We start from the raw sequence: 13218 nt of genomic DNA, 5'->3' as shown, positions 1-13218 counted from the left end.
ATCATGAGCCAATATCCCGTTGAAAACCTTTTGCGTGAACCCACTGAATTCTATACCTTTCTGACCTGCACTTCACTGGCATGGCTGACTGTCGCCAAACCACACCTGTTTTTACTCACTCAAGACATGGGAGTCTATGCAGCACTTAGCCTTATGACATTGGGTCTAGTTAGAGGATGCCAGGCCTTCCGCATCAAGCGTTATCACCGCAGACTTATTGCTATGCCTTATTATGCTTTGTCCACCACGGAAGTGCCTTTATCCAAGAAATGGTTGTTTCTTGGGAAAGGGTTTCGTTGGTTGCCTCATCATACGCAGCGATTACATCAAATTAAACAAATTAGAAATGAATTATTTATGCAACGAATTACGTGCTATCGCAAAGTACGTGATTATTGCAAAAACCACGAAAGTTCATTATTGACCCAACTGTTTAATACCCCATCAAGGTTCAATCCATTCAAACCTGATCCACCTGTAGGTGGCAGCTCATACCTACATGGGTTAGGTGAAAAAGATAGTTCTGTCTATATCCCGCAAGAAGTTCGAGTTGGTCATACTTTTGTAGTGGGCACAACTCGAGTTGGTAAAACACGCCTGGCAAGCATCCTAATCAATCAGGATATTAGAAATGGCGATGCAGTGATTGTCGTTGACCCCAAAGGAGATTTAGATTTAGTTCGTGATATGTACTCAGCCTGCAAGGCTAGTGGCAGATTACATGATTTTAGAGTGGTGCATTTAGGTTTTCCTGAATTGTCTGCTCACTACAATCCGCTCAAAAACTATGATCAAGTCAGTGAGGTTGCTACACGTGTTACCGATGCGATTCAAGCTGAGGGCGAAGGAAAACAGTTTGCAGCCTTTGCCTGGAAATACGTGAACATTGTAGCGATCTGCCTTGAAGAAATGAAACAACTTATTTCTTATACTTCTATAGGGTTTTACATCAATCGATTGGATCAACTACTAATGGCCTACTCTGATGCCATACTCCCCACACACGATCCAAATTATCATGAAAAAATAGAAGAAATCATCGCTAATAATGACTGCCGTGTGGACAAATACGGCAATACACCACCGCCCATGAGTCGTTCAAAAGCTGTGGTGAAGTATTTACAAGAGCATATCAGTAAAGCCATCACTTCAGGCAATGTTGAAAGCCTTCATGATCAAGTACTCATTGATCTGTTTGATGCTGCCATCATGGACAAAAATTATTACGATAAAATCACGGCCAGTGTCGGCCCTGTGTTATCAGAAATTAATAAAAGTAATGCATCAAAGATCTTTTCATTTCATAAAAGCAATTGTGAAATCGAGTTGATGAGTGCAATAAAAAACAAACAAGTCATCTATATCGGACTGGATAGCTTAACAAACCCCAATATTGCCCAAGCAGTTGGTAAAGCCTTTTTGTCAGATTTAGTATCCACTGCTGGAAAAATATATAAGGAAAGTAACGCAAATTACCGTCTCAATCTCCATTGCGATGAGCTTTCTGAAATTATCCAAGACTCGTTTGTCAAAATTTTAAATAAAGCAGGTGGAGCCGGTTTTCAAGTCACCGCTTATGCTCAGACCAAACAAGATATGGAGGTGGCACTAGGCTCAAAAGCCAAAGCAGAAGTGACTGAAGGAAATCTAAACACCCTCATCATGTTACGAGTCAAAAATGAAGAAACAGCCAATTTATTAGTCAAAGTTTTACCAAAAATTGGCGTAGTCGAACACACTCAAGTGTCCATGGTCAACGACACACCCCATGGCGAGGATGGAGTTTATTTTAACACCACCAATGAAGATCGTGTACAAACCACCGCAGTACCTATGATTGATGTCAATGACATTATCTCATTGCCCAAAGGGCAAGCCTTTGTTCTAGTGAATGGCGGAGAGCTATACAAAGTAAGAATACCCTTACCAGTGAATGATGGATTAGCCCCCAAGGATATCAAAAGCGCTATTCGTGCAATTAACCAATTGGATGATAACCTTGGAGATTAATATGAAAGCAGAAATTACTTTAAACCTTCGTACCCGTGAGGTGTATAAATTATTCGAGAGAAAAATTAGTGGGGATAGGCTATTTATTGATGTTATTTTGCATAAGATGAATATTGCCATCGGGCAAAGTCGTAAACCAAATCCCATGGCTCTTAAGATGCTGAGCGAGATGGAACAACAACTCAATTCTCTAACTAATGCATTTGCATCTGAAATTAGGCGATTTGAAGAATTGCTAGCTAAGAAAAAAGAGTTTAAGGGCAAACAAATCAATTTTGTTATGCAGTTTCATCCAAAGATTATTGTATGTAACCCTCTAAGTATTAAATTAGCTGAATTGATCGAGATTTATGACCAACTGATAGCAACTTTGAAATTACTCCGGCTTGCAGGTTGCTTTGAGACTGATCAGGCATATTTTATCCATATGAAACAAAAACAAAAGCTCACCAACCAATCGCTAAGCAGAATTATCTTGGGCTGAGTGAATTGAATTCTCTTAGAAATGGCATTGAGTTAAAGTGAAGCCACTATATCTGACAATGCCATAAAAATTATTCAAAATCCCTCAACTAAGTTGATGATTTGTTTTTCTCAAAATCTTTAAATATTGCTTCTGCTTTTTTTTGTTGTTCAAGAAGTTTGCAATAATGCTCTCGCATAGAAACATCTTTGCCATTTTTACACAACTGTTTAAATGTTTCTATATTCTTACTTTCTTGAGCTGGATTTGCAAAAATCATCGTAGGAAAACACAATAAGATAAAAATCAATTTTTTCACAATTACATCCTTAATAAATAAAACAACACTCCAAACAAGATTGTAAATAATCCTGCTCCGCTAGAATAATATAATGCATTTACTAGCACAACATTAACATTTGAGTGCATCGAAACTGTACTATTTCGGAATTAATTAAAAAGAAACTATTCTGATAGCAGTTCTAAAATTTTAGGAATCCAAGTTTCTTGATACCACAACCACTGATTATTGACGACTAATTCGCCATATTGCTTTGCCTGTATATTCCGTGTACTTGCATCTTTCCACAATCTTTTCCATAAATTTTGATGAGCTGTTTTGTCAAAATTCTTCCCCTGTTTTTTAATAATATCTATTACCTCATTTTGAGTTAGTTTTTTATATTGTTTGTATTTAAAGAGAATATTATCAATCGCCATTCCACTGGCTGATTTTTCATCAATAAATCTGTAAGCTCTATCAGCTTGATTTTCATGATTGGTATTTATCCGCATATAAAAGACTCGATAACTATATCTTGAATCGGTTAAAGAATCACAATCTGTTTCATAATCTGAAATAAAATCCAGTAGATTTTTAGGCAATTCTTTTTTTTCTATTAGTTCATCAACTTGACTTTCACCAAAAGAAAACAGTTGTAATGCAATCGGAGTAATTTTCTCAAGCCCATAGTCATTCCCAAATAGATTCTTCAATGTAGAATTATAATTTATGCAACACGCTTGGAATTTTGCGCTAAAAAACGAATCAATTTTACTTGTCATTTGATGCTCAATTTCATGCCTAATCCCAATCAAGAATAACAAATTATCTTTGATTGCTTTCTCTAAAGGACAACTCTCATGGGTTAAACACTTTTCCAATTCCCAATATTTATAGGCACCATGTTTAGTTTTGATAAATAATTTTCTGGATTTTGGACTGTTATAATATCTATATTCAATATTATTTTTTCTGAAATAAGCATGTAAAAGATATGTCCAAGCAATGTTCATCAGAACAATAAATGATTCTGATTTAAATGTTATAAGAGGATTATTGTAAAGCTGAATTGCGGCCAAAGCCGCCTCTTGTGATTTTTTTATTAACTCATTTTTAATTGAAAAAACTGACCGCTTCCTTTGTTTAGCCATAATTTATCCAACTAAATATTGTCTTTATAGTTTAGATTAATATCTGACAAATAAATTTGCGGCTGCGTCACTGAGGATTTATCCGCAGTGACGCAGCCAAAGGGCTGCGAAATTTTTCAATAAATTCAATCTACTACTTATCATTGAGCAAGCGCGTGCAACGCGATTGCTCAAAATAATCATTTAAAAGCCCTTGTCCAACACAAATCGTTTTGCTAATGTAACATTAAGCATAACTGACGAGACCGGTGCGATTCCGGCGAAACCTTAACAGGTCTTATGCAATAGCCACTCTCATTCTCTAATCTTGTGGCAGAACGATAAGTCGAGAACAAAACACCATCTGCACCTCGCAGAATCTATTGTAATAAAAAGCAATACAATTCTTTAAGAATTGAACCTTACAATACCATCTCTGTATTGCCCCGTGCGCAACAATAGTTCGTAGAGACTTTGTTGTATTTAAAACCATTAAACCTAAGGAGATCACCCTCATAAAAAAGTAGTACCTATGTAATCAGGTCAATAGAAGTTTGTAGTTTAAAACTGATTTGCCCCTGAACTGAGCCTTGAGGCACTACGCCTGGTACTGCAATCTTGCAGGCCGCTCTACCAACACTAAACAAAATACCAGGGCAAATAGTTTTAGAGGGTTACAGATGAGAAAAAGTCAGCTCAGACAACAAGTAGATCAGTATTGTAAACACAATCACACGGGGTCATTCCGCGCGAAAAAACACCGTCATTTTGTATTACACAAAATGATTCGTGATTTATATCATATTGGCCATGTTCCCTCCAAATGGCATGCAGTTACTCATGATCATATGGTGCGACTTGTTGCTCATTGGCAAAAAGAAGAGATCAAACCCAAAACCATCATGAAATACATGACCATCATTCGTAGATTTTTTCAAAGTATCGACCATACAATTGATAATATTAGCAACCAGAATTTGGGAATTAAATGCGCTCAACTTCGCTCCAAGACAATCCTATTTCCAAATAATCATTTGGAAATACTAAAAAATCCCATTGCAAAAATAGTGCTCGAATTTCAGATTTATTTTGGATTAACGCTTAGTGAAGCAATGCGTCTAAATCCTGCTATCCATATTCAGGAAAATTCACTTTGGATTACAAGAGATATTGCCACAAATAGCCACGACAGGAGGATTCCTGTTAGAAATGATAAGCAAGCTCAAGCCAATAAAACACTTCAAACACTATGCAAAGAAGAAAGTTTGATTTTAACTTTTGGATATCATTCTGTACGCGGTGCGTACAGCCATGCAATAAAAAAAATAGGCTTGTCATCATCAAGGAGCTACCGCTGTTTTTATGCCAAGAGTATGTATCCAGAACTGTGTCAAATCTTGTCCCCTTACCTAGCGAAACAAACAATCATGCGTGAAATGGGGCTGCAATCCAGACGCACGCTTTGGAGTTATCTGCATGAGTAATGCAAAATTGCGTTCGGCAAAATTTTCAATCAATGAATTGGTTAAAAAAGCATATAACCACTCCTATGCCAGTCAATCAGACATGCGTCACATGCTATTTCGATGTGTGAAAGATTTACATGAGCTTGGCTATAAAATTGGCCATATAAAAGGATTAAAAGCAAAACATATCTACGTGTTAGTAGAACACTGGAAATCTGAAGGGAAAAATACTGGAACAATTAAAAACTATATGGCCAAACTACGCAAAACAGCTTGTCTATTGGATAATCCCAAGCTCATTAAGCCAGAAAATAGTGCCTATAACATCGGTCAACGCTCTTATGTATCTTCAATCAACAAAGCAATTCATCATATCGATCTATCCAGGTGCACCGATCCTTACATTAGATTATCCCTTGAAGGTCAAATGCTTTTTGGCTTAAGGCGTGAAGAATCCATGAAATTCACCATTAGTGAAGCGCACCATGGAGATAGCTTGATCATTAAGCCAAGTTGGACCAAAGGAGGCATAGGCAGAACACTAAACATAACAAATGAAGCACAACGTCAATGGTTAACAAAGGTTTCTCAATTGGTAAGGAAAGGAGAATCGCTCATCCCATCCCATAGGACCTATAAGCAGCACTTAAGTCAGTATGAAGAACAAGCGAAAGCCATGGGGGTTAGTAAATTGCATGGCTTAAGACATGCCTATGCTCAGAGACGATATCGAGAGCTCACTAAATTATTTGATCCACAAAGCCAGGGAATGCCATGTCCATTTGAAGGTGGGAAAAAATTCAAGGATATGAATCCAATTGAAAAAGCCATGGATAGAAAAGCACGCCAGATGATTAGCCTTGAATTAGGACACTCTCGTTTGTCGATCACTAGAATTTATTGCGCCTGAAATCAATCAAACCGTGTTTTAAATTTAAAAATAAAACACGTTTCGATTGATTTTTTGGTATAATAGTTTAAAGTACTAGGTATAACACAACTGAAGAGCCAGTGAGAGCCTGGCGAAACCGCAATCGGTCTTGTGAAGAGCCACTATCATTCCCTAATCTTATGGCAGAACGTTAAGTCGGGAACCTCAGTTTCGATCACTGATCACCCACCAGGGTGAAACCACATTAAAACCTCTTGTTTTAAACCTGTCTATCCATTCGCAATTGTTCATTTGCGAACGGCTGTTCTTTAAAAATTAAGCGAATCAACCAGACTTGTCGTAATCGAGTATGGATGACTCATTTTTTAATCATCCGGGAGAAACTTCCCTGATGGGGTGGTTTTCCCAATTTTTGGAGAAAATCATGGAAAATGTGAGCTCTATTATCTCAAGAAAGGAATATGTATTTTTTGATTTAGCTTGTTGTATTAATGAATTTCATACCTTGCGCGATGAGTTATCAGCACAAGATATAGAGGAAATTAAACGGCTAAGCAAAAAATTGCATTCTCTTTTAGAGGATCAACATCCTCGACTCAATTTAGTTTAACCCTAAGTAGGAGTGCTTATTTCTACTTAGAGAGTAGCACTCCTTTTGCAAGGAGTCTTAAAATGGATACACCTCAGATTTATGTTGCATGTCTTGCAGCTTATAACAATGGCATACTACACGGAGAATGGATTGATGCAACTCAAGATGCAAACACCATTTATGATGAAATTCATGAAATGTTGGCTAAAAGCCCCATTGAGGATGCAGAGGAATTTGCGATCCATGATTTTGAAGGATTTGGTAGTGCACAAATTGGTGAGTATGACAGCATCAATGATGTTGCGGAGCTTGCCTCCTTCATTATGAAGCATGGGGAATTAGGTGCTGAACTTTTTAGCTACTACTCTATTGAAGACGCAGAAATGATGTTAGAGGAAAATTATCACGGAGCTTATGATAATGAAGTTGATTTCGCCCGTGCGCTTTTTGACGACTGCTACAGCAGTACAATACCGGAGGATTTGCTATTTTATTTTGATTATGAAGCTTTTGCGCGTGATCTATTTATAAACGATTATTTTTCGGTAGAAGCAGATGGTCAAACGCATGTTTTTTATAATTACTAAGCCCCTTTTTTTGGGGCTTTTATTGCTATCTTGAGTTTAATTTTTCCACCGTTGCTATAGCTTGCTCAAAACCAGGTTTTTCTAACTGATAAACCATTTGCTCCAGAAAAAATCGCCAATGCTCTTCCCACTTTTTATCTGAGCGAAGGTAATGTAATGCTGATATTGATTTCTCATATACGCTATCAGAAGATTCACAGCCAAACATCTCCTGCTCTTTTTCTAACACCTTTTCCAGTACAAGGTAATAATTTTCTGTAAGGCAATTTTGTTGCTGCAATTGATGAAGATCATACAAATGCCTGACCAAGTGCTTATCTGAGTCGCGCGCGGTTTGATTTGCATCTACGATTCGGCGTGACAATGCTACCCATTTTTCCGCTGCAGTTTCATCTAATGCAACGCAGGGCACTGGAAAATACCGGTGATCACACTCTGCATCGCCCAAAGTTACTTTAACCATTGAGGAAATGTTCCGAATTTCAGGATTTAACTCCAACGTACCAAGAAAACAATCAATGGCAATATGGGGCTTTAAATATACAATGCCTTGAGCACCATCAAATGAAGCACGAATACTCATATATCGTCCTTCATAAAAGACCTTAACATCCTGCGGTTCAACATTAAAGCCGGCATTGACTAATGATTCAACCAAAGCACGCCGGAATAATCGCAGCTCTCGTCGTCTTGCATCTTTACCTAAATTGAGACAAGCAGGCTTAGAAATTACTCGGAAATCGATATCCTCCGAGAGTCTGTTAATCACTCCATAACCTTTAGAAAGACTAGTACCTCCTTGAAATACCAACTCAAAATAATCATTAGATATTCTAAGTAATAAACGAATTGCTTTGGTGACGAAATAGTCTTTTCGAATAAAATCTGCAGGCAATCCTAAGATAATAGCAGTTTGACGAATTTGCTGTTCGTTTAATTCACCTGGCATTGATATCACCTTCAAAAATCAGTTTCCTACCCTCTGCATGAATAGAACCACGATATCGACTTTTTAATCGAACACTAAAAACAGCAGGCACCTGGGTAGTTTTCCCCGCATTATAATCGCGGATAGCACTTCCTAATTCCCATTTAATTCCTAATTTATCTAGCGCCTCTGTTACAACTATTTCAAAGGGCTCTGTTAGTACAGCTTGTATCTTTCTACCAGGGATACTCATAGGCTCAGCTTTGGCAAATAAACCGTGGGCAATTTTAATGATAATGCCCTCGTCTATAAAAGTACGCAATGCACGATTTAATCTTAATTGAACTTGATTAGAATGATCTTGTATTAAATCATCCCGCGAAAATACATGGCTGGTGATGCGATCAATCTTTTTTCTTAATTCATCACGAAAAGTATTGTTGTAATGGTTTTTACGGTTCATAACTGATTACCATAACGTCATAAATAGTCATTTTTATTATAGCACAATATTACGTCACAAATAGTCATTTTAATAAATAGTTGATAATTTACCTCACCAGAAGCTAAAATAGCCTCGCGTGAGATTTGCGTGTTTGAGTACGACGCAGTACGCCATAATACGCCATTTGTAGTGGTTGTTACGCAGCAATATTTATAATAAAATCAAGTAGTTAAAATAGAGATTGATGGCTCATAATCCGTTGGTCCTAGGTTCAAGTCCTAGTGGGCCCACCAATAAAATCAAGTAGTTACGCGTAGTTTCAAGAAATCAAAGACCTCTGAGGGGCACTGATGGGGCACTCACAGATAACAAGTGACAACACAAACGCTCTAATCCTTTAGCCTTAAGGCTATAATGTACTCTCGATTTAAATAAAAAAATCTTCTGGAATTAAAAGGGTCTTTCCCAATTACGGGGGCACTCATCAACAGCACAGTACTCTAACCCTTATTCTATAATTTTCAAAGTTTCTAAACCCATAAGCTCTTCTTTGTATGAGTTTCATTTTTCTATGAAAGCCTTCTGTGATTCCATTGGACTTACTAAAGCGCCACATGCAGGCGACTTCATCTTTCCAGGCATCCAGTGTTTTACCTAAGCTCTTTAAAGTCTTAAAGGCGCTGGTTTTCAATTCATCTAATATTTCCAGGAACTGAGGTATAAGCATTCGACAACGTTTTTTATCGAGCATTTTATTCATTAAAAGTTGATGGAGCTTGTTTTGAAAGAGATAGATAGCCTCTATAGCAGGGTTCTCTGTTAAGAAAGCATCTCTTTTTATTTTCTGTTGAGGAGTTAATTTATCTGGCTTCTTGCGCAATATAGCCAATATAGCCCGATTACTTTTTACTTTATTAGAGAGCTCTCTATAGGTCATCATACATTGATGCTGTATTAAACGAATGACATGGAATCGGTCTGCTACTATCTTTGCATTTGGAAAGTATTTTTTAACAAGAGAGCGATAGGTACTGCTTAAGTCCATGCACACGACTTTGACTCTTTCTTTTCCAGGGAGAGCCACTAAATAAGCAGATAAATCTGCTTCACTTCGTCCTTGAACAATATCAAATATTTTTCTTTTCTTTAAATCACAAAGTGTTGTAGCAAATCCTTGCTTACGACTAAAAAAATGTTCATCTATACCGAGCACTCTGGGACAAGGAGTATTGCTGAGCTCTCTACTTTGTTCCAGATATTGTTTCCTGTACCAACGCTCAATGGTAGCCTTTCCTTTTTTAAATTGGTCAGCTAAGTCTTTTTGGCAAATACCTCTTGTATGTTCATGAAAAACAGCAGCTTGTAACCGCCATGTGGCTCGTTGATGTTTATTAATACCCGGAAACTGTTGATTACCATAACGTTTACATGAATGACAATACAATTTATAAGCTTTAAAACTTAAAATACTTCTTCTATGCCCTATTAACTCATGATGAACCTTTCGCATATAAGAAGCTTTTTTACGAACGGCTTTGCTTTTACAGTGACCACAACGAGGAAGTCTGTTATATGAAAGTTCTAGCCATAATGGCTGATAACCTTTCACTTTTCTTATGGAAAATCCAGGTAAATTTAATATAAGATCATACTTCGGCACTTTAATCTCCCTTTTGATCGTCAAATCAAGGAGTTAGATTACTCTAACTTAGATTAAAGTGCCCCCTTAAATGAGAAAGAGCCAATTAAAATCCAAATGATTATTATCTTATTAAATCTTCATTTAATTTTTTTAGCATCATAGAGAGACTATTAGGTAAATTAAGTTTTTCTTCATCGTCATACTCCAATAAAGATGTATGGTATTTCATATCCATGCAAGGGCCATCCACAATTAAAAATTTACCTTTTTCGATAAAAAACATTGGGTTAATATCCCTACGTATAGTATCTGCAAACCAATTTAACGCCTTTGATGTCTCTCTAATTAAAAAGTGGCAAGAATGAATCCAATTATTATATTTTTCTAAAACAGTATTAAAATCTTCATACCATTCATCTCTTTTGTAGAACTTAATGGGTATAAATCTTTCCCCTTGCATTCTACTGTGCAATAGAAACACTTCAATTGACTCATGTATTAAGATAGAGAATGTAATAGCAGCCCTTTTAATTTCATCTAAATTTTCTGGCCATATTGCTGCTATTACTTTTTCACGAAACTCATAAATGTTACTTGGAAATTCACGGTCCCAGGAAGGATCTGGTGAAAGAGCATAGCTAGACCAATTCCTCCATTCCTCCAATTTACACAATATAACAGCAGCATCAATGACACTCCCCACAGCAAGTTGATTTGCAAGCTTGGTTTTATCATCTGATTCACTTAGTGTTTCATTTACCCATAACTCATGCTTCGATTTAAGCAAAAAAAGCTTTTCTACTGGCCAATCTTCAATATTACGATCAATTTCACTGTGACAATTGGGGCACAGTATAAGCAAATTATGATAGCTATCTCGATCAGTTTCTTCCAAAAGACTATTACCTCTTGGAGAATTAGATTTTTGTCCAACGATATGCGCTTGTTCTCCCAAGGTATAAGAGAGATTCACAGCGTTACTATCCTGAGTTAGATTAGATCTACATTTTGCGCATTTATTACCAGTCCTAGACCATAAGAGCTTTATATCCTTTTCTTTAATTTTCATTCTTCATCCTGTCAATAACAAACTTTTAAAAAACCTTACCTAACAAGAACTCTTTATTATTTAAAAACTGTATTAGCCCATCTAACAAAATCGGTCATATCCATTAAGTCTATTCGGCGCTTTGAAGCATTTGATTGGCTTAAATTAAATTTTTCACACGCCTCACGTAGCCAACCTATTGCTCCAGTCTTTGAACCACCCCCATCAAGTAAAATAATAATATGGGGCTCAACCATTTTTTCTGAACAATTCAAAAACAAATAAGGTAGTTTCTCATCAGCACTCCCAGAAACTTGTTGCCACTTACATTCAATTCTAGTATTTAGGTTATAAGCCTTAGATATTAAGACAAATTCGGTACTACTAGCATGTTTATAAATTCCTTCATATGGCACATTTTTTAATAATAACTCTCCACCATAATTCGAAGGGTTTAATTTCCAGTCCTTATAACGAATTACAGTGAAACCCTTTTTTGTTAAAGTGAACTCTACTAATCCTTCAAGAACCTTTCCGCTACTATTTGCATATGAACCGCCTTGTTTCATGACATTGCCCCTAATCAAATAAAGCAAGCACTTCACGCGCACTACCCCTAGTGTTGCCGTTACAGCTTATATTACGTTGCACTTCAAAACTGATGATGCTTGAACCTTGATATAAATTTTGAGTAAAAGCCGTATCATGATTAGATAAAATGACAGGAACTCCTTTAGAGGCTAGTTCTCTGGCTAGATCAACTAATCTTCTCTGGTCTTCTTGACCAAAAGCAGTCGAATGATATTTTGTAAAATTGGCCGATGCAGATAACGGTACATATGGGGGATCGCAATAAACAACATCTCCTTTAGTAGCTTCATTCATAATCAAGCTATAATCAGCACATTTAAACTCTGCCTTTTCTGCTTTTTCAATGAAAGCTAACATTTCATTTTCTGGAAAATAAGGCTTTCTATAGTCTCCAAAAGCTGTATTGAATTTCCCAGAACTGTTGTAACGCATTAGGCCATTAAATGCATGCCGATTAAGATAAAGAAATAATGCAGCCTTCAAGTAACTGTCTTGAGTTGAATTAAACTCTAAACGCCATGATAGGAAGGTAGATTTTTTATTAAATTCATCACAAAAAAATTGCTTACAAAAATGAATAAAATCATGCTTTTCAGACTTCAAATGTTCAAATAAATTAATGAGATCAGCATTAATATCAGCAAGAAGAAATTTGTTGTAGTCCATATTCAAAAATACGGCTCCAGAACCTACAAATGGCTCAATCAAACGAGAGCCTTTGGGTAGACTAGCCCTAATCTTATTTATTATCTGAAACTTACCGCCAGCCCATTTTAAAAATGGCTTAATGCGAGAATCCTGTTCGTTCCCTAAAACAATATTTTTTGTCATTTTTGGTCCTTTTTTATCTAATTTTAGTCTAATTTAGAAAATTAGGACTCAAAATTGTTCTATAATTAATCAGTGGCGCTCCGCCTTATGTTATTTCAACTTTGAGAGATTGCATGACAACTGGGCAATTAAGCTCAAGTAACTAGGCTTGTCCTAGCGAAATAACAAAAAGGAAGTTTTAATGCTATACAGCAAAAAAACCGTTTTTGTAAGGCAACATTGGAGAAAGCTATACAGCGATCCCATTTATGTTCACTCTTACTGGCGGTCACCTCCTAAGAGGTAAACTTACTTAAGGCATTTGCGCCAC

Annotated in this window: 14 protein-coding genes; 6 read left to right on the top strand and 8 right to left on the bottom strand. The window is 36.7% G+C overall.

Features of this window, described 5'->3' with window-relative positions:
* Nucleotides 1–3: 3 nt before the first annotated feature.
* Together traD and Lrub_RS03730 are read left to right on the top strand one after the other, a co-directional pair.
* Nucleotides 4–2010, top strand: a complete 2007-nt coding sequence (gene traD / locus Lrub_RS03735) for a type IV conjugative transfer system coupling protein TraD (protein ID WP_058530870.1) — start codon at nt 4–6, stop codon at nt 2008–2010.
* Nucleotide 2011: 1 nt separating this feature from the next.
* Nucleotides 2012–2494, top strand: a complete 483-nt coding sequence (locus Lrub_RS03730; RefSeq protein WP_058531532.1) for an AcaB family transcriptional regulator — start codon at nt 2012–2014, stop codon at nt 2492–2494.
* A gap of 88 nt (nt 2495–2582) precedes the next feature.
* Here Lrub_RS03730 and Lrub_RS03725 read toward each other — a convergent pair whose 3' ends face one another.
* Nucleotides 2583–2792: a hypothetical protein gene (locus Lrub_RS03725; protein WP_025519966.1), complete on the bottom strand. Its 210-nt coding sequence runs from the start codon at nt 2790–2792 to the stop codon at nt 2583–2585.
* Nucleotides 2793–2938: 146 nt separating this feature from the next.
* On the bottom strand, nt 2939–3907 hold the full coding sequence (locus Lrub_RS03720; protein WP_058530869.1) for a DUF3644 domain-containing protein: 969 nt from the start codon (nt 3905–3907) through the stop codon (nt 2939–2941).
* 659 nt (nt 3908–4566) lie between these two features.
* Here Lrub_RS03720 and Lrub_RS03715 point away from each other — a divergent pair.
* The 4 genes from Lrub_RS03715 to Lrub_RS03700 all read left to right on the top strand — a co-directional run bounded on the left by Lrub_RS03715 (nt 4567) and on the right by Lrub_RS03700 (nt 7423).
* On the top strand, nt 4567–5370 hold the full coding sequence (locus tag Lrub_RS03715; protein ID WP_058530868.1) for a phage integrase N-terminal domain-containing protein: 804 nt from the start codon (nt 4567–4569) through the stop codon (nt 5368–5370).
* Nucleotides 5363–6262, top strand: coding sequence for a phage integrase N-terminal domain-containing protein (locus Lrub_RS03710; protein ID WP_058530867.1), 900 nt, complete (start codon nt 5363–5365; stop codon nt 6260–6262). Before Lrub_RS03715 ends, Lrub_RS03710 begins: the two co-directional genes overlap by 8 nt.
* Nucleotides 6263–6593: 331 nt before the next feature.
* Nucleotides 6594–6854 carry a hypothetical protein gene (locus Lrub_RS03705; protein ID WP_058530866.1) on the top strand — a complete coding sequence of 87 codons (261 nt, stop codon included), beginning with the start codon at nt 6594–6596 and terminating at the stop codon, nt 6852–6854.
* Nucleotides 6855–6916: 62 nt separating this feature from the next.
* Nucleotides 6917–7423 (top strand): antirestriction protein ArdA, encoded by a 507-nt coding sequence (locus Lrub_RS03700; RefSeq protein WP_058530865.1) that lies wholly within the window; start codon nt 6917–6919, stop codon nt 7421–7423.
* 25 nt (nt 7424–7448) lie between these two features.
* Here the strand turns inward: Lrub_RS03700 and Lrub_RS03695 are convergent, their stop codons facing one another.
* The 6 genes from Lrub_RS03695 to Lrub_RS03670 all read right to left on the bottom strand — a co-directional run bounded on the left by Lrub_RS03695 (nt 7449) and on the right by Lrub_RS03670 (nt 12908).
* The gene (locus tag Lrub_RS03695) at nt 7449–8372 is read right to left on the bottom strand and encodes a nucleotidyl transferase AbiEii/AbiGii toxin family protein (RefSeq protein ID WP_058530864.1); all 924 of its coding nucleotides are present in this window, start codon (nt 8370–8372) and stop codon (nt 7449–7451) included.
* Nucleotides 8362–8814 (bottom strand): hypothetical protein, encoded by a 453-nt coding sequence (locus Lrub_RS03690; RefSeq protein ID WP_058530863.1) that lies wholly within the window; start codon nt 8812–8814, stop codon nt 8362–8364. The genes Lrub_RS03695 and Lrub_RS03690 overlap by 11 nt, the downstream gene beginning before the upstream one ends.
* A gap of 466 nt (nt 8815–9280) precedes the next feature.
* Nucleotides 9281–10456 (bottom strand): ISL3 family transposase, encoded by a 1176-nt coding sequence (locus Lrub_RS03685; protein WP_058530862.1) that lies wholly within the window; start codon nt 10454–10456, stop codon nt 9281–9283.
* Nucleotides 10457–10559: 103 nt separating this feature from the next.
* Nucleotides 10560–11507: an HNH endonuclease gene (locus tag Lrub_RS03680; protein WP_058530861.1), complete on the bottom strand. Its 948-nt coding sequence runs from the start codon at nt 11505–11507 to the stop codon at nt 10560–10562.
* Nucleotides 11508–11563: 56 nt separating this feature from the next.
* Nucleotides 11564–12055 (bottom strand): PD-(D/E)XK nuclease superfamily protein, encoded by a 492-nt coding sequence (locus Lrub_RS03675; protein ID WP_058530860.1) that lies wholly within the window; start codon nt 12053–12055, stop codon nt 11564–11566.
* A 10-nt stretch (nt 12056–12065) separates the two neighbouring features.
* Nucleotides 12066–12908, bottom strand: coding sequence for a Dam family site-specific DNA-(adenine-N6)-methyltransferase (locus Lrub_RS03670; RefSeq protein WP_058530859.1), 843 nt, complete (start codon nt 12906–12908; stop codon nt 12066–12068).
* Nucleotides 12909–13218 lie beyond the last annotated feature (310 nt).

The organism is Legionella rubrilucens (assembly GCF_001468125.1).
GTDB lineage: Bacteria > Pseudomonadota > Gammaproteobacteria > Legionellales > Legionellaceae > Legionella_C > Legionella_C rubrilucens.
The sequence above is the reverse complement of the archived record's forward strand: the minus strand, read 5'-3'. Positions and strand labels throughout refer to the sequence as shown.